Source organism: Mesorhizobium sp. SEMIA396, from assembly GCF_024518615.1.
GTDB lineage: Bacteria > Pseudomonadota > Alphaproteobacteria > Rhizobiales > Rhizobiaceae > Mesorhizobium.
In genome coordinates, this window is sequence record NZ_JANIFC010000002.1 from 41,606 (window position 1) to 58,315 (window position 16,710).

Below are 16,710 nucleotides of genomic sequence, written 5' to 3' on the forward strand. Positions count from 1 at the left end.
CCAATCTTATTCGGCCGCTTCCGCCAGGGGGCGCAAGGCGGGCTCAGTCGTTGGTTCATTGTCTTGAGAGGCGGGCTCGTCATTGCCGCGGCGTTCGCGCAGCTGCTCGATGACCGCGTAGAACACCGGCACGAACACCAGCGACAGGATGGTCGCTGCGACCATGCCGCCGAACACGGTGGTGCCGATCGACTGCCGGCTTGCCGCGCCGGCACCGGTGGCAAACATCAGCGGCAGCACGCCGAGGATGAAGGCGAAAGCCGTCATCAGGATCGGCCGCAGCCGGAGCCGTGCCGCCTCCATCGCCGCGTCGACGATGCTGAGGCCTTCTTCGCGCCGTCGCCTTGCGAATTCGACGATCAGGATCGCGTTCTTGGCCGCCAGGCCGATCAGCATGACGAAGCCTATCTGCGAGTAGACGTCGATCTGCATGCCACGCAGCAACAGGGCCACGAAGGCGCCGAACAGGGCCAGTGGCACCGCCAACAGCACCATGAACGGCATCGCCCAGCTCTCATACTGCATCGCCAAGATCAGGAAGACGAAGACGATGGCGAGGCCGAAGACGACGGACGCGATCGATCCTGCCTTGAGCTCCTGGAAGGTGATGCCGGTCCATTCGAAACCGAAATCCCTTGGCAGCGCAATGGCGGCGGCCCGTTCCATCGCGGCAACCGCCTGGCCCGAGGAAAAGCCGGGTGCGGCACCGCCATTGATCGAGGCCGAGGCATTGTTGTTGTAATGCGGCACCGTCTCCGGGCCGACGAAGGGCACGAGTTTGCCCAGCGTCGAGAGCGGCACCATGCCGCCGGAGGCATTGCGCACATAGAGCCGCGAAATGTCGGCGGCACCCGCACGTGCATCCTTGTCGGCCTGGATGGTCACCCGGAAGGTGCGGCCGAACAGGTTGAAGTCGTTGACGTAGAGCGAGCCGAGATAGATCTGCAGCGTGTTGAAGACATCGGGCAGATTGAGGCCGAGCAGTTTGGCCTTGCTGCGGTCGAGGTCGTAGTTGAACTGCGGCGTCGAGGTCGAGAATGGCGAGAACAGCTGCTGCGGGTTGATTTCGGGCTGCTTGCGCGCCTCGGCGATCACGGCTTGCGTCGCATCGTTGAGGGCTGAACTGCCGCGGCCGGTCAGATCCTCGACGACGAATTCGAAGCCGCCTGTGGTGCCGATACCCGGGATAGAAGGCGGATCGAAGCTCAGCGCGAAAGCTTCCGGAATCTGCATCAGCTTGCCGCGCACATCGGCGACGAGCTTCGATGCACTCTGGTCGGGGCCGCGCTCCTCCCACGGCTTCAGGATGGCGAATTCGACCGCCGAATTCGACTGCGCCGCACTGGTCAGGAAATTCAGGCCGCTGATCGAGCCGACAATCTCGACGCCGGGCGTCGCCTGCAGGATGTCACGCGCCTTCTGCGCCACCGCGTCGGTGCGTTCCAGCGACGCGCCGTCGGGCAACTGGATGACGACGAAGAAATAGCCCTGGTCCTCGACCGGAAGGAAGGTCGAGGGCAGGCGCTGCCAGACGAAGTAGGTGGCGACCAGGCCGGCCGCGAACAGGCCGAGCATGATCCAGCGCAAGCGGATGAGAATGCGTACGCCATTGGCGTAGGCGTGCGATAGCCTGTCGAAGCCGGTGTTGAACCAGCGGAACGGGGCGAACTGCGTCTCGCCGCGATGCCGCAGGAAGGCCGCGCTGAGCGCGGGACTGAGCGTCAACGAGTTGAAGGCCGAGATGCCGACGGAAATCGCCACCGTCAGCGCGAACTGGTTGTAGAGCTTGCCGGAGACGCCGGGAATGAAGGCGACCGGCACGAACACCGCCATCAGCACCGCGGTGGTGGCGATGATCGGTCCGGTGACCTCGCGCATTGCGGCCTTGGTCGCCGCAAGCGGCTTGAGTCCGGCCTCCAGCTGTCGTTCGACATTCTCAACCACGACGATGGCGTCGTCGACGACGAGGCCGATCGCCAGCACCATGCCGAGCAGGGAGAGCATGTTGAGCGAGAAGCCGAGCATCTCCATGACGACCAGCGTCGCCACCAGCGACACCGGAATGGCGATGGTCGGGATGATCGTCGTGCGCCAGCTTTGCAGGAAGAGGAACACCACGGCGACGACCAGCACCAGCGCTTCGCCGAGCGTGATCAGCACGTCATGCATCGACGCCGAGACGAAGCGCGTCGTGTCGTAGTGCATTGCATAGGACACGCCCTTCGGGAAGCGGCCCGACAGCTCCTGCATCTTGTCCTTGACGCGCTGCTGCAGATCGAGCGCGTTGGAGCCGGGCATCTGGTAGACGGCGAGCACCACGGTCGGGTCCTTGCCGAAGAAGGCCGACGACGAATATTGCAGTGCGCCGAGCTCGATGCGGGCGACGTCGCGCAGCCTGACCAGCGAGCCGGTGTCGGTGTTGGCGCGCACGACGATGTCGCCGAATTCCTTTGGATCGCTCAACCGGCCGACGGCGTTGACCTGCATCTCGAAGGCGGTGCCGGCGGGTGCCGGCGATTGGCCGATCTTGCCGGCCGCCACCTGGACATTCTGCTCGGCGATGGCGTTCTGCACATCGACCGCGGTGATGCCGAGATTGGCGAGCTTGTCGGGATCGAGCCAGACGCGCATCGAATAGCGCCGCTCGCCGAAGATCTGCACATCGCCGACGCCGGGCAGGCGCTTCAGCGGATCGACCACCTGCAGATAGGCAAGGTTGCTCAGCGCCACCGGATCGACCGAACTGTCGGGCGAAGTCAGGTTGACGATGAGGACGAAGTTCGGGTTCTGCTTCTTGATCGTCACGCCGCCCTGGTTGACGATCGCCGGCAGCGACGAGGCGGCCTGCGAGACGCGGTTCTGCACGTCGACGGCGGCGGTGCTCAGCGAATAGCCGACATCGAAGGTGATGGTGATGGTCGAGGAGCCGTCATTGGAGCTCGTCGACGACATGTAGGTCATGCCTTGCACGCCGTTGATCTGCTGCTCCAGCGGCGTCGTCACCGTATCGGCCACCACTTGCGCGCTGGCGCCTGGATAGTGGGCGCTGACCACGACCTGCGGCGGCGTGATGTCGGGAAACTGCGAGACGGGCAGCAGGAAATAACAAATCGACCCGGCGAGCACCATGATGATGGCGATCGCCGAGGCGAAGATCGGACGGTGGATGAAAAAGTTTACCACGAGACGCAAGCCTCCCCGGCTGCTCTTGCCCGCCCGAAGGCGCTGGCGACGCTGGACAGTCTTTGACCGCGCTTGTCACCGAGGTCGTCCCGCGAATGCAGCAACGGCACCTCGTTGCGCTGCGCATCGGCAAGCGAGCGCAGCATCGTCTCGAAGGCGCGCGGGTCGACGCCATCGGCTCTCATGACCAGCCGGATCATCGGATCCCGGACGGCTTCATCTATGGTAAGATCGCGGCGCTGTGGCATTGGCCGGCTCCTTGTCTGTCGATTCGCAGCACGTGCTCGCGAACCGTTTTCATCTTTTCACCGGCCGAGGCCGCATGATTGGCAGTTTCTTGTCCCTCTCGTCGGCAGGGCCAGTTCACGGCCTTGTTATTGACGGTGGACGATATAGGTGTTACCAGTAAGTAACATTCTGGAAGTTACAGACCGGTAACACCCTAGTCAAGAGGTGGCCGAGGGTTTTTTGGAAACGAAAGGAGATCATGATGGCAGACGGCATCGTGGAGCGCTCTCGTCCCCGGGATCGGATCCTGGAGACGGCACGCGACATGTTCCACAAGCATGGCATCAAGGGTGTCGGCGTCGACGCCATCACCGAAGCTGCCGGCACGAACAAGATGACGCTCTATCGTCACTTCGAATCCAAGGACGAACTGATCGTCGAATGCCTGCGCGCCAATGCGGCCAAGGCGGGCGCTATGTGGGATGCGTTCGAGGCCGAATTTCCTGGTGACAAGCTTGCCCAGCTGCATGCCTGGGTTCGCAAGGCGGCTGCCATGCTCAATGCGGATGGGCGCGGCTGCGACATGGCCAACGCCGCCGCTGAGCTGACCGAGCCGGACCATCCGGCCAGGCTGGTGATCAAGGAGCTCAAGGAAGCCCAGCGCGAGCGCCTTGTGACGCTATGTCGGGATGCGGGCATCGGCCAGGCTGAACTGCTCGCCGATACGCTGTCGCTTCTGCTCGAGGGCGCGCGGGTTAGCGTGCAGACCGTGGGGTCGGAAGGTCCGAGCACGCAGTTCGTGCGCATGGCTGAAGGATTGATCGTTTCTTTCAGGGGCGCCGCCGCCGGTTGAGGTGACCTGTCGCCTGTCCATGTGCGCCATTCATCGCGTGATGACTGGGCGCGCTTTGGTGTCGCTGTGCCGTCATCCCTGTCGGCCAAACGAAAAAAGCCCGCTGCCGGGAGGAGGTGGCAGCGGGCTCGATTTTCGAATGTGGCGCGGGAGGAGGTGCACCCCATTCAGCGTCGGCATCGCATCTGGGAGGAGTAGATGGCCGACAACCAGAACCTACGAGTTGCCCAACGATTCGGCAACAAAGAAACTTGCATAGCTGCTGTGCAGATTTGCCGTGCCAATTATCGTACAAATCCGGAAACCCGGTTTAGCCAAGCCATTTCGCATTACTGCCCCGGGACGTTTTCCCTGAAGATCAAGCGCGGTTCGATGAACTTGCGCGTCAGATAGGGTGCCGAGGAGGCGATCGAGCCGAGCAGGCGGATGACCGACTGCTCCGCGATCAGCCGTGCATTCTGGTCGATGACGATATCGAGCAGGTCGTCGACGAGATGACCGCGCGTGTCCTTGGTCAGATCGTGGCAGATGAACACCGGCTTGCGGTTCGGCCTGGCCTCGCGGATCGCCTTTGCAACGCCCGAATGTCCAGCTCCGACGCAATAGATGCCAAGCAGTTCCGGCTCGTCGTGCAGCGCCTTCATGGTCTCGGTGTAGCTGGCATCGGGCTCGTCGTTGACCTCAACGGCGCTGCTGACGGTCAGATTGGGAAACTCCTCACTGAGCACCGAGCGGAAACCCATCTCGCGTTCCTCGTGGCCACGATAGGAACGTGAGCCGACGACCATCGCCAGATGGCCGGTGCGGCCGCCAAGGAAGCGTCCCATCAGCAGCGCCGCCGTTCGTCCCGCCACCCGGTTGTCGATGCCGACATAGGCCGCGCGCGGTGCCGCCGGAACATCGGACACCAGCGTCACCAGACGCATCCCGGCATCGACGATGTCGCGCAGGATGTTGCGCGTACGCGGATGATCGACGGCGATCACGCCGACGCCATTGGCCCTGAGCGACAGGTTTTCGACAGCGCTCTGCAGCGCGTTCGGCGAGATACCGGCGAGGTTGTGGATCCGGCACGAGGCGACAAGCGGCAGGCGCGCGGCGTAGTCCTCGATATGCCCGGCGAGATCGCGCATGAAGGCATTGCTGCCGATCGGCAGCAGGAATTCAAGGTGGGCGGGCCGCGAGGGCAGCGTTACCTGATCGGCGACCGGCAGATAGCCGAGCTGCTTGGCCGCCTCCATGACGCGCTGGCGGTTGGCCGCACTCGCACCCGGCCGGTTGTTGAGCACCCGGTCGACCGTTGCGGTCGATAGCCCGCAGCTACGAGCGATATCGGAGACAGTGGCTTTCATGCCGTAACCCACAGCCCGCAGTTGCGTGCGGTATCCGAAACTGTGGCTTTCATGCTGCAATCCTGTTCGCCATGCGATGGCGCGTCAGACAAGCGATGCGATCTGAGGTGACGGGTGATTGCCGCCCATCACCATTCTCAGTGCGATGGCTTGCCATCGGCGATGGCATCGCGGATCTCCTTGTCCGACATGCCGGTGATGATCCGTTCGACCTCCGCCACGCTGGTCTTCTTGGGGTCTATGTCGTCAGCAACCACCTTGCCGCGGCGCATGACGACGATGCGGTCGACCACCTGGAAGACATGGTGGATGTTGTGGGCGATGAAAATGCAGGAATGGCCGGAATCGCGGGCGCTGCGCACGAAGCTCAGCACACCCTGTGTTTCGGCGACGCCGAGATTGTTGGTCGGCTCGTCGAGAATGATCAGGTCGCTGTCGAAATGCATGGCGCGCGCGATCGCCACCGCCTGGCGCTCGCCGCCGGAGAGCGAGCCGATCGGCGTCGTCGGCGGGATGTTCTTCGAGATGCCGACCTGCTTGAGCAAGTCGCGAGCAACCGTGTTCATCGCATCCTGGTCCATCCGGTTGAGGAAGCGCGGCGGCTTGATCGGCTCGCGCCCGAGGAACAGATTGCGGGCGATCGACAGTTGCGTCACCAGCGCCGAGTCCTGGTAGATCGTCTCGATGCCGTGGGCGATGGCGTCGCTGGTGCTGCGCAGGCTCACCTTCTTGCCGCGAATGAAGATATCGCCGCTGGTCAGCGGAACGGCACCCGAGAGCACCTTGATCAGCGTCGACTTGCCGGCGCCATTGTCGCCGAGCAAGCCGACGATCTCCCGTTCATTGACATGGAAATTGGCATCCTCCAGCGCCTGCACGCGGCCATAGGACTTGCGGATGCTCGTCATGCGGATCAGTGGCTCGGCCATGGTTCAAGTCCCCGCCTGGTGCCGGCGTTCCAGCCATGAATGCAGCGCCATCATGCCGAGGATGATGGCGCCGATGAAGATGTTGTAGGCAAGACCGGGCACGCCGATCAGCACGATGCCGTTGCGCATCACGCGTAGGATCAGGATGCCGAGCACGGTGCCGATGATCGTGCCGCGCCCGCCGGTCAGGGCGGTACCGCCGATCACCACCATGGCGATGACTTCCAACTCATAGCCGGTACCGCTGTTGGGGTTGGCGGCGGAAGTGCGCAGCGAAGAGATGACGCCGGCAAGCGAGGCCATGACCGACGACAGCACGAACAGGCCGATCTTGACGCCGCTGACATTGACGCCGCGCGCCCTTGCAGCACTCGGGTTGCCGCCGGCCGCCTGGATCCAGTTGCCGGTGCGGCTTTGCGTCAGCACATAGCCGAGCCCGATCGCCGCGGCGATGAACCAGAACAGCGACATGTAGATGCGGAACGGGCCGATGAAGAAATCGCCGACCAGCACTTCCGCCAGCCAGCTGCCTTCCGCGGTCCAGGTGCGCTGCGGAAAACCATCGGTGACGAAAAGAGCGGTGCCGCGCACCACCAGCAGCATGCCGAGCGTCACCAGGAAGGACGGGATCTTGAGCTGCGTCACGAACCAGCCATTGACCAGCCCGATGAAGGCGGCGACCAGCAGCGCGGCGACAAAGCCGACCTCGAGCGAGGTCAGGCCGCTGTTGAACAGGGTCCACATCAAGACCGGCGAGAAGCCGAATAGGGAACCGACCGAGAGGTCGAACTCGCCCGATGTCATCAACAGCGTCATCGCCAGCGCGATCAGGCCGAGCTCGACCGTGAAGGCCAGCGTGTTGGAGATGTTCTGCGGCGACAGGAAGTCGTGGTTGAAACTCCAGAAAACGGCGATCTCGACGACGAGCAGCACGAAAGGGCCGAATTCCGGCCGTGCGATCAGGCGTTGGACGAGCGAATGATTTTCCACAGGCAATCCGCGACATGAGTGGAAGGCTGAGCGTTGCACATCGCGTGCGAAGGGCTCGGCGAAATGGAGAGCCAGTCGCGACCGTTGGGCGGCCGCGACTGCTAGGATTGGATGTTACTTGCCGGACAGGATGTCATCGTAGATTTGCGCGGTGTCTTTTTCGTAGAGCGCGCCGGTGATGACGTTGAAGCCCGGAGGAATGCCGCCGGCGGCCATATTGGCCAGCGAAAGCGCGACATAGCTGGTCGCCTGCGGGTCCTGCCACTGGCCGGCATTGACATAGCCGTTCAGCACTTCCTGGGTGGTGTCGAGCGAATTGCCCCAGCCGACGACCGGGATTTCGCCCGGCTTGATGCCGACCTGGTCGAACACCCGCTTGATCGAGCCGGTGACGAGATCGCCCAGGCCGATGATCGCCTTGACCTTGGCCTTGTTGGCCGTGAGGTAGTCGACCATGCGGTTGATCACTTCAGCCTGATCAAGCGTGGCTTCCGTGATTTCATAGGTGATACCGAGCGGCTCGAAGACGCTCTTGATGCCTTCTTCTTCCTGCACGCCATAGGTGGCGCCGGGGATTTCGACCGGCATCCAGACGAAGTCGCCTTTCTTCACCAGGCCTTTGTCGACCAGATACTGCGCCCAATGCTTGCCGAAGGTGACATTGTCGCCACCGACATAGGCGTTGAAGTCGGCCTTCGGATCAGGCGTGTTGAAATTGATGATCGGCACTTTCGCCGCACGCGCTTCCTTGACGATCTCGATCAGGCTGCCCGGATCGGGGCTCGTGGTGACGATACCATCGGCCTTGGCGGAGAGGGCGGCGCGAACCGCTTCCTGCTGCGAGGCGACATCGCCATTGTGGAACGAGGTGTTGACCGTGTTGCCGGTGTCCTTGGCCCATTGCTTGGCGCCGGCCAGGAAGTAGGTCCAGACCGGATCGGCCGGACCGCCGTGCGAAATCCAGTAGAACGTCTTGGCCTGTGCCGCTGCTGGTACCACCATCAGCGCCACCAACAGGCCGTATAGAACGAGTCTTAGCCGTGTCAGCATTTGATTTCCTCCCGTTTGTAGATCGTCAGTTCAAAATCCGTCCCTTGTTCCGCGTCTTTTTGCCAGCGCCGGTTGAATGCGTCAGAGCATCCCCTTTTTCGACGGATGGCAAGCCTCCATCTGCCAAGCCTCCATCTGCAGGTGTAGTGGGCGCCTGACGGGGCGTCATCAGCGGTCCCATCAGATTGCATCAGCTGAGGTGATTTTCCGACTGTCGGATAATTGGCGTGATTGTTTAGGGTCGCGCGAACGCGGCCTGCGCCGACAAGGGTCACGCCGGCGACCATCCTGCGCCCACGGGACCAGGTCCGCAGCGCTTGGCAGGGCGTCGACGACACCAGTTGCTAGATCAGATCGGCTCTGGCCAGCTCCCGCATCAGATGGCTGGCGCCGTAGGTCCAGTGCGGACAGTCCGGCGACAGCTGCACGCGGTTGACCAGCGCGCCGAATTTTTCCGACGAGATGGTGACGATGTCGCCGACCTTGTGGGTAAATCCCTTGCCCTTCTCGCCGCGATCCTTGGACGGAACGAACATGGTGCCGAGATAGAGCGCCAGCCCGTCCGGATACTGGTGGTGCGGCCCCATGGCCGCGGCGACCAGTTCCTCCGGCGAGCGGCTGATCTCCGCCATCGAGCTTGCGCCCTCCAGCGAGAACCCGTCCTCGCCCTCGACTTTCAGGCGCACGACGGCGCGCTTGACGTCATCGATGGAGAATTTGTCGTCGAATAGGCGGATGAAGGGGCCGAGTGAGGCCGAGGCATTGTTGTCCTTGGCCTTGCCGAGCAGCAGCGCCGAACGCCCTTCGACGTCGCGCAGATTGACGTCGTTGCCGATGGTCGCGCCGACGATCCGGCCGCTGGAGGCGGCGATCATGGCGATCTCGGGTTCCGGATTATTCCAGGTCGACACCGGGTGCAGCCCGACATCGGCGCCGAAGCCCACCGAGGCCATCGGCTGGCACTTGGTGAAGATCTCGGCATCGGGGCCGATGCCCACTTCCAGATATTGCGACCAGGCGCCGCGCGAAATCAGCTTGGCCTTGATCTCCATCGCTTCGGGCGAACCGGGCTTCAGCTTCGACAGGTCGTGGCCGATCAGTCCTGCGATGTCGGCGCGGATGGCATCGGCTTTTTCAGCCGAACCACGCGCCTGTTCCTCGATCACCCGTTCCAGCAGGCTGACGACGAAGGTGACGCCCGATGCCTTGACCGCCTGCAGGTCGACCGGGGAGAGCAGGTAGGGTTTTGCTGGATCGCGCCCGGTTTCAAAACTGTTGGCGGCGATGTCATCGAGCGATCCGATCGGTCTGCCTTCGGCCGAGCGGACATGCCCAGCCGGGTCGGCCATCTCGCAAAGGTCGCGCATGGTTGGTGCCGCACGCGAGGTGATGTCGAAGACCGTGCCATCGCGCACCGCGACGACCAGCGGGTATGCGGCATCGCTGCTTCTGGCGCGTCCGACAAAAAGGCCCTCTGTGGGCAGGTGGGTCGGGTTCGTCATAGCGCTCTGTCCTCTGAGTGATCGACAATGTGGCGAAGTGATCGTCAATGTGGGTTGGCCGGATCGGCGCGGCACTTTCACCGGATTCCCGTCAAAGGTCTATCCCGTCGCGGGCGATCGGAACTCTGGGTCTCCGATCGTCTCGGCGGCAGTCCACAGACGAAAGCCAGGGCGCTCTTTCAAAATTGTGAAATTCTGACTAGGATTTTCACCAATCGCAGCGCAGTCAGGTGACCTTTGGCGACAGCATTCTCCGATCCGATCTGGCGCAAGCCACAGACAGCTTCCACGTTTCAATGGCTTCCCAATGGCGAACGTGTCGATCTCGCCATCGTTGGCGGTGGCATCATGGGCTTGTCGACCGCCTTGCATGCCGCCCGGCTTGGCCTGTCGGTGCAGGTGCTGGACGCCGGCGAGATCGGCCAGGGCGCATCGGGCTTGAATGGCGGTCAGGTCATTCCCGGCCTGAAATACGATCCGGAATGGCTGCTGGAGCATTTTGGCCCGGAGCGCGGCGAGGCGCTCGTCAATTTCGCGGCGTCGACTGCCGATGCGGTGTTCGAGCTGATCCGCGACGAGAAGCTGGCGGTGCCGTTCGTCCGCAATGGCTGGATCCAGGCGGCGCACACGGAGGCCGCGCTGAAGGCGGCGGCGAACCGCGACCGGCAATGGCACGCGCGTGGTGCCGACGTCCGGTTGCTCGATGCAGCGGAGATCGCGGCCAGGACCGGTGCGCAGGGCTATCTCGGCGGCTGGCTCGACCGCCGCGCCGGTGTGATCGATCCGCTCGCCTACACGTCGGAATTTGCCCGGGTCGCGACCGCGGCTGGAGTGAGGGTAGCCGGACACCAGAAGGTGGTTCGGCTAGACAACAGCGCCGGCGTTTGGCGTGTTTCAACTGAAAACGGGGTGCAATTGCAGGCAAAGGCGGTCGTGCTGGCGACAAACGCCTATACGGACGGTCTGATCCCCGGTCTCGCTCAGACGATCGTGCCGCTGCATTCCTTTCAGATCGCCACAGCGCCGCTGTCGCCCGATCTGGCGGCCACGATCCTGCCGGAAGGGCAGGCGGTGTCGGACTCCAGGCGCATCCTCGTCTACTACCGCAAGAGCGCCGACGGCCGGCTGGTGCTTGGCGGCCGGGGTCGCATGGCGCTGCCGACGAGCGCCGGCGACTGGGCGCATCTCGAGCGGGCGCTGCGGCGGCTCTATCCCGTGCTGTCCGGTGTCGCCATCGAGAAGCGCTGGTTCGGCCGCGTGGCGATGACGCCGGACCATCTGCCGCACATCCATGAGCCGGAGCAGGGCCTGCTGGCCGTGGCCGGCTGCCAGGGTCGTGGTGTCGGCCTGATGACCGCGCTTGGCGAGCGCATCGCCGGCTACCTCCAAAGTGGCGACGCCAGGCAATTGCCTTTCCCGGTCTCGCCGATCCGGCCGATCCCGTTTCACGCCTTCCGTCAGGTCGGCGTCGCCGCGACCATCGCCTGGTACCGTCTGCTCGATGCGTTGGAGCGCTGACCAGGGCGCTTCATCTCCTTGGGGTTCCGTTAGAGGATTCTGCTTGACAGTTTCATGGATATGAAAAACTCTAAGCCAATTTCAAAATCCCGATAGGCAGGTGGATGTCGACCCTAGTTGCAACATCAGCGCCAGAGGTCCGGTCTTCTCAGGGCTTCCGGGTCGCCATGCTGCTGCCGGGCGCTCTGGTCACTTTCCTGCTGATCCTGTTTGCCCTCGGCCTCGTGCTTTTTCTCGCCTTCCGCGGCAATGACGGTTCGCTGCTCGGCGCCGGCTTCACCGTGGCGAATTTTGTCACTGTGGTGTCCGATCCGCTGTACTGGACGGTGACGCTGCGCTCGCTGATCATTGCCGCTCTGGTCACGCTGGCGACCGTCGTCACCGCTTATCCCGTCGCCTACTACCTTGCCTTCCACGCCGGCCGGCGGCGCGGCCTGCTGCTGTTCCTGGTGACGCTGCCGTTCTGGACCAGCTATCTCCTGCGCGTCTTCGCCTGGAAGATCGTGCTCGCCTACAATGGCGTTTTGAACTCGGCGCTGATCGAAAGCGGTATCTGGTCCGAGCCGACATTGGCCTTTCTCAACACGCCGGCCGCCGTCGTCGTCACGCTCGCGCACGCCTATGCACCGTTCGCCATCCTGCCGATCTATGTGGCGCTGGACACCATCCCGAAATCGCTGATCGAGGCCGCTTCCGATCTCGGCGCGCGGCCATTCACCTCTTTCCGCCGTGTCGTGCTGCCCAATTCGATGCCGGGCGTGCTGGCGGCAGCCCTTGTCGTCTTCGTGCCGACGGTCGGTGACTATGTCACGCCGGCGCTCGTCGGCGGCCCGGCCAGCACCATGATCGGCACGCTGATCCAGGCGCAATTCGGCAAGGCCAATGACTGGCCGTTCGGCGCCGCACTCTCCGTCGCCGTCATGCTGGTCATCCTGTGCGTGGTGCTGGTCGCGCGTTTCGCCGACCGCAGATTTGGCAGCCGCACATGAGCGCTGCACGCACGCAGGGAGGCGGCCGCTGGCTCGGCGTCTACGTCGTCGCCTATCTGGTCTTTCTCTATCTGCCGGTGCTGCTGATCCCGCTGTTTTCCTTCAACAACTCGATCCAGGCAGCGTTTCCACTGCAAGGCTTCACCTTGCAATGGTACGCGACACTGTTCGGCAATTCGGCGCTGACTGGTGCACTCTTGAACAGCCTCGTCATCGGCGCCATTGCCGCCACGGGCGCGACGCTGTGCGGCATCACCGTATCCTACATGGACCTCTATGGCCGCTCGCCGCTGGCCGCCACCATCAGCGCCATCGCCCGGCTGCCGATCCTGATCCCCGGCGTCATCGTCGGCATATCGCTGCTGATCCTCATCAACCTCATTGGTTTGGGGCCATCGCGCATCGCCATCGTTCTCGGTCACATATTGGTGGCGCTGCCGACGACCGTGGTGATCATGCGCAGCCGCTTCGCCGCCGTCCCGAAAACCATTCGCGAGGCGGCGCTCGATCTCGGCGCCTCCGACTGGACGACGTTCCGGCGGGTCATGCTGCCGCTCAGCCTGCCGGCCATCGTTTCGGCCTTCATGCTGGCCTTCCTGATCTCCTTCGACGAATTCATCGTCGTCTTCTTCCTCGCCGGCACCGAGCCGACGCTGCCGCTCTACATCTGGAGCCAGCTGCGTTTTCCAAAGTCGCTGCCGACGGTGATGGCGCTGGGCACGTCGATCCTGGCTGTGTCCTTCATCATCGCTGCAGCAGCTGAAATCCTGCGCCATCGCGGCCTGTCCGCCACGGCGCCAAAGCCCGCGGATCCATCACAACCAAAACAAACCAAGAGAGGAGAACTGCAATGGCATTCGACCTGAAATCGATCTCTGCAAAGACTGTTTGCGCTGGATTGACGGCGTTCGCGATGACGCTGTCGTCGACCGTCGCTTTCGCCGGCGACAAGCTGCAATATTTCACCTGGTCGGGCTATGAACTGCCCGATTTCAACAAGAGCTTCCTTGCCGCGCATCCCGATGGCGTCGAGGCCTCCATCTTCGGTGACGACGATGACGCCTTCACCAAGGTCAAGGCCGGCTTCCGCCCCGACATCGCGCATCCCTGTTATGACAAGGTGGCGCGCTGGAACAAGGAAGGCCTGCTGCAGCCGATCGACACCAAGCGCATCAAGAACTGGGATTCGATCTTCCCGGTGTTCAAGAACCTGCCCGACCTGCAGGCCGGCGACGGCAAGGTCTGGATGGTGCCATGGGACTGGGGCAACACCTCGATCCTCTACCGAACCGATCTGGTGAAGAACCCGGAAGCGAGCTGGAACCTTTTGTGGGACAAGCAGTATGCCGGCCGCATGGCGACGATCGACGCCGTGCACGACACGCCGGTCGTTGCCGCACTGCTCGCCGGCGTCAATCCGTTCGACATGACGCCGGAGCAAATGGACAAGGTGGCCGAGAAGCTGCGCGAGCAGCGCCCGCTGCTCTCCAACTACACCACCGACATGACCTCCGTCGAACAGGCGTTGGCCAGCGGCCAATTGGTCGCCGCCATGACCTGGAACGCGTCCGCCACGTCGCTGAAGAAGCAGGGCGTGCCGGTCGAGTTCATGAAGCCGAAGGAGGGCATGCTGACCTGGGCCTGCGGCTTCGTCATGCTCAAGGACGCCAAGAATGTCGATCTCGCCTATGACTTCATCAACAGCCGGCTGGATGCCGACTCCGGCAAATACCTGATCCAGGCCTATGGCTACGGCAGCTCGCTGAACTCCGCCTTCGCCACCGTGCCGAAGGAGGAACTTGAGAAATTGCAGCTGCCATCCGATCCCGAGGTGTTGCTGAAGACCACCATCTTCACCGGGCCGATGAAACAGAATGACGACCTCGCCAAGATGTTTGAAAAGGTCAAGGCGGGCGGGTGAGTTTCAACCGTATTCGAGGCGACCAATTGCCGAAGTTTGCGCTGCCCCTCACCTGCCTGCCGGCATCCTCTCCCCGTATAGTGACGGGGAGAGGGACGCTGTCATCGCCCATTTCGCCAATCATCAGCGTTGCAAGGATGGCGCCGGCGTTGCGGCCAGCCACTTCTCCCCGTCACTATACGGGGAGAAGTGCCCGGCAGGGCGATGAGGGGCAGCACTGACGCCCGATAGCTATCCAACCCTGAAGCCGGCCTTGGTCGCCACCGGCCCTAAGCACTGCAATAAGGACTAACAAATGGACATGCTGGACGAACCGGCTGAGAAGCCGAAGGACGATGCCGATGTGCGGGTCGGCCGGCGCGTGCGGGCGCTGCGGCTGGAGCGCAATCTGTCGCTGGCCGATCTTGCGGCAAAAGCTGGTGTGTCGATCGGGGCGCTCAGCCAGATCGAGCGCGGCATGTCCTCGCTGCGCGTCAAGGTGATCTGGCCGCTCGCCGCCGCCCTCGACATCGAGCCGTCGGCGCTGATCGCCGACGGCAACGATGCGGCCAACGATCTCTATTGCGTGCGCGCCGACAAGCGGCGGCAGATCCCGGTGAAGTCGGAAGGCATTGCCAAGGCGCTGCTGTCACCCCCGGGCGCGACGCTGACCGGCATGCTGGTGACGGTGGAAGCCAGCGGCGGCACGGCCGAGGCCTATGCCCATGCCGGCCATGAATTCGGCTTCGTGCTGGCCGGCGAGGTCGAACTGGTGGTGGATTCGACAAATTACGTGCTGAAGGCCGGCGACAGTTTTGCGTTCAAGAGCACGCTTTTGCATGCCTTCCGCAATCCGGGCACCGAGCGTTGCCAGATCCTCTGGGTCAACACCACGAAGCCGTCCGAGGTTCGCGATGGCGCCTGATCCACTCGTGCGGCTGCAGGCGGTCTCGAAGATTTTTCCTGGCGGCATCGTCGGGCTCGACGCCGTCGACCTCGACATTATCAGCGGCGAGTTTGTCACGCTGCTCGGGCCGTCGGGTTGCGGCAAGACCACCAGCCTGCGCGTCATCGCCGGTTTCGAAAGCCCGTCGAGCGGCAAGGTGTTGCTCGATGGTCGCGATATCACGGCCCTTCGGCCCTTCGACCGGCCGGTCAACACCGTGTTCCAGGATTATGCGCTGTTCCCGCACATGAATGTCGCCGAAAATGTCGGCTTCGGTCTGTCACTGCGCAAACTGTCTGGAGCCGAACAGGCAAAGCGAACCGGCGAAGCCCTCGACATGGTCGGTCTCGCCGACAAGCTTGGCGCCCGCGTCTCCGAACTGTCGGGCGGCCAGCGCCAGCGCGTCGCGCTGGCGCGTGCCATCGTCTGCGAACCACGCGTGCTGCTGCTCGACGAGCCGCTGTCGGCGCTCGATGCGCATCTGCGCGAACAGATGCAGGTTGAACTGAAGCGGCTGCAGTCGCGGCTCGGCACCACCTTCGTCATGGTCACCCACGACCAGACCGAAGCGCTGTCGATCTCCGACCGCATCGTCGTCATGAACAAGGGCCGCATCGAGCAGATCGCGCCGCCGGCCACCCTTTACGACCGGCCCGCCACGAAGTTTGTGGCGAGCTTCATCGGCACCATGAATCTCCTGCAATCGCGCTTCGTCGGCCGAGACGGCGATCGCCTGCGCTTCGCCGCCGGCGCCCTGCCGCTGGAGGCTATTTCTGAAACTAGCGAGGCACCTGCCGAGGGCGCCACCCGCACCATCGGCGTGCGTCCGGAGGATTTGCTGGCGATGACCGAGGCCGCGCCCGGCACCGCGCCGGCGCGCGTCAACAGCGTCGTCTTTCACGGTCGCACGCTGCGCCTTCATGCCGAACTCGGGCAGGGCGCGCCTGTTGTCATCGATGCGCCGCGCCAGGCCGAGGGTTCCCAATTCAGCGTCGGAGACGTGGCGCATATCAGCCTGCGCCGTGGTGCCAACTGCCCGGTGCTACCAAGCTAATTTTGTCGACGTTAAATAACCGGAGCACACGCCGCGCGGTGGCTACAAGCCGTCGGTCAACGGCCGGGGGTATGTCGACTGGTCGATCCACGATTTTCGGGAGGTCAGGGCATCATCGGCTACGGATCGTAGGGTTCGGCCCCTGCTCGAAAATGCTTGCTCCGCCGTTAAGCTTGCGGGCGCTGATGCGGAAACCATTAGCGCCGGTTTTGTTTT

General features: G+C 63.3%; 14 protein-coding genes. 7 read left to right on the forward strand and 7 right to left on the reverse strand.

Annotation, left to right across the window (positions count from 1 at the left end):
* Window positions 1–6: 6 nt before the first annotated feature.
* Both NP503_RS05115 and NP503_RS05120 read right to left on the reverse strand, forming a co-directional pair.
* Window positions 7–3,183 (reverse strand): efflux RND transporter permease subunit, encoded by a 3,177-nt coding sequence (locus tag NP503_RS05115; protein ID WP_127270244.1) that lies wholly within the window; start codon window positions 3,181–3,183, stop codon window positions 7–9.
* Entirely contained in the window at window positions 3,177–3,431 is a 255-nt protein-coding gene (locus NP503_RS05120; protein ID WP_127270242.1) for a hypothetical protein, read from the reverse strand. The genes NP503_RS05115 and NP503_RS05120 overlap by 7 nt, the downstream gene beginning before the upstream one ends.
* 242 nt (window positions 3,432–3,673) lie before the next feature.
* On the opposite strand from NP503_RS05120, the gene NP503_RS05125 reads away from it, so the two are divergent.
* Window positions 3,674–4,264, forward strand: coding sequence for a TetR/AcrR family transcriptional regulator (locus NP503_RS05125; RefSeq protein ID WP_127270239.1), 591 nt, complete (start codon window positions 3,674–3,676; stop codon window positions 4,262–4,264).
* A gap of 329 nt (window positions 4,265–4,593) precedes the next feature.
* On the opposite strand, the gene NP503_RS05130 is transcribed toward NP503_RS05125, so the two are convergent.
* The 5 genes from NP503_RS05130 to NP503_RS05150 all read right to left on the reverse strand — a co-directional run bounded on the left by NP503_RS05130 (window position 4,594) and on the right by NP503_RS05150 (window position 10,087).
* Window positions 4,594–5,616 (reverse strand): LacI family DNA-binding transcriptional regulator, encoded by a 1,023-nt coding sequence (locus NP503_RS05130; RefSeq protein ID WP_127270236.1) that lies wholly within the window; start codon window positions 5,614–5,616, stop codon window positions 4,594–4,596.
* A gap of 137 nt (window positions 5,617–5,753) precedes the next feature.
* Window positions 5,754–6,545 (reverse strand): ATP-binding cassette domain-containing protein, encoded by a 792-nt coding sequence (locus tag NP503_RS05135; protein WP_127269326.1) that lies wholly within the window; start codon window positions 6,543–6,545, stop codon window positions 5,754–5,756.
* 3 nt (window positions 6,546–6,548) lie between these two features.
* Window positions 6,549–7,535: an ABC transporter permease gene (locus tag NP503_RS05140; protein ID WP_127269325.1), complete on the reverse strand. Its 987-nt coding sequence runs from the start codon at window positions 7,533–7,535 to the stop codon at window positions 6,549–6,551.
* Between the two features lie 114 nt (window positions 7,536–7,649).
* A complete protein-coding gene (locus tag NP503_RS05145; RefSeq protein WP_013532868.1) occupies window positions 7,650–8,585 on the reverse strand; it encodes a substrate-binding domain-containing protein in 936 nt (311 codons plus the stop codon).
* 344 nt (window positions 8,586–8,929) lie between these two features.
* Window positions 8,930–10,087, reverse strand: coding sequence for a fumarylacetoacetate hydrolase family protein (locus NP503_RS05150; protein WP_127269324.1), 1,158 nt, complete (start codon window positions 10,085–10,087; stop codon window positions 8,930–8,932).
* A gap of 237 nt (window positions 10,088–10,324) precedes the next feature.
* Here NP503_RS05150 and NP503_RS05155 point away from each other — a divergent pair, with 237 nt between their 5' ends.
* The 6 genes from NP503_RS05155 (at window position 10,325) to NP503_RS05180 (ending at window position 16,494) form a co-directional block, all read left to right on the forward strand.
* Window positions 10,325–11,605 (forward strand): FAD-binding oxidoreductase, encoded by a 1,281-nt coding sequence (locus NP503_RS05155; protein ID WP_127270233.1) that lies wholly within the window; start codon window positions 10,325–10,327, stop codon window positions 11,603–11,605.
* Window positions 11,606–11,709: 104 nt separating this feature from the next.
* Complete coding sequence (locus NP503_RS05160; RefSeq protein ID WP_127270231.1) at window positions 11,710–12,594, forward strand: ABC transporter permease; 885 nt, start codon at window positions 11,710–11,712, stop codon at window positions 12,592–12,594.
* Window positions 12,591–13,460 (forward strand): ABC transporter permease, encoded by an 870-nt coding sequence (locus tag NP503_RS05165; RefSeq protein ID WP_127270229.1) that lies wholly within the window; start codon window positions 12,591–12,593, stop codon window positions 13,458–13,460. Before NP503_RS05160 ends, NP503_RS05165 begins: the two co-directional genes overlap by 4 nt.
* Window positions 13,445–14,515, forward strand: a complete 1,071-nt coding sequence (locus NP503_RS05170; RefSeq protein WP_127270226.1) for an ABC transporter substrate-binding protein — start codon at window positions 13,445–13,447, stop codon at window positions 14,513–14,515. Before NP503_RS05165 ends, NP503_RS05170 begins: the two co-directional genes overlap by 16 nt.
* A 295-nt stretch (window positions 14,516–14,810) precedes the next feature.
* Window positions 14,811–15,419: a cupin domain-containing protein gene (locus NP503_RS05175; protein WP_127270224.1), complete on the forward strand. Its 609-nt coding sequence runs from the start codon at window positions 14,811–14,813 to the stop codon at window positions 15,417–15,419.
* Window positions 15,409–16,494 (forward strand): ABC transporter ATP-binding protein, encoded by a 1,086-nt coding sequence (locus tag NP503_RS05180; RefSeq protein WP_127270221.1) that lies wholly within the window; start codon window positions 15,409–15,411, stop codon window positions 16,492–16,494. The genes NP503_RS05175 and NP503_RS05180 overlap by 11 nt, the downstream gene beginning before the upstream one ends.
* Window positions 16,495–16,710 lie beyond the last annotated feature (216 nt).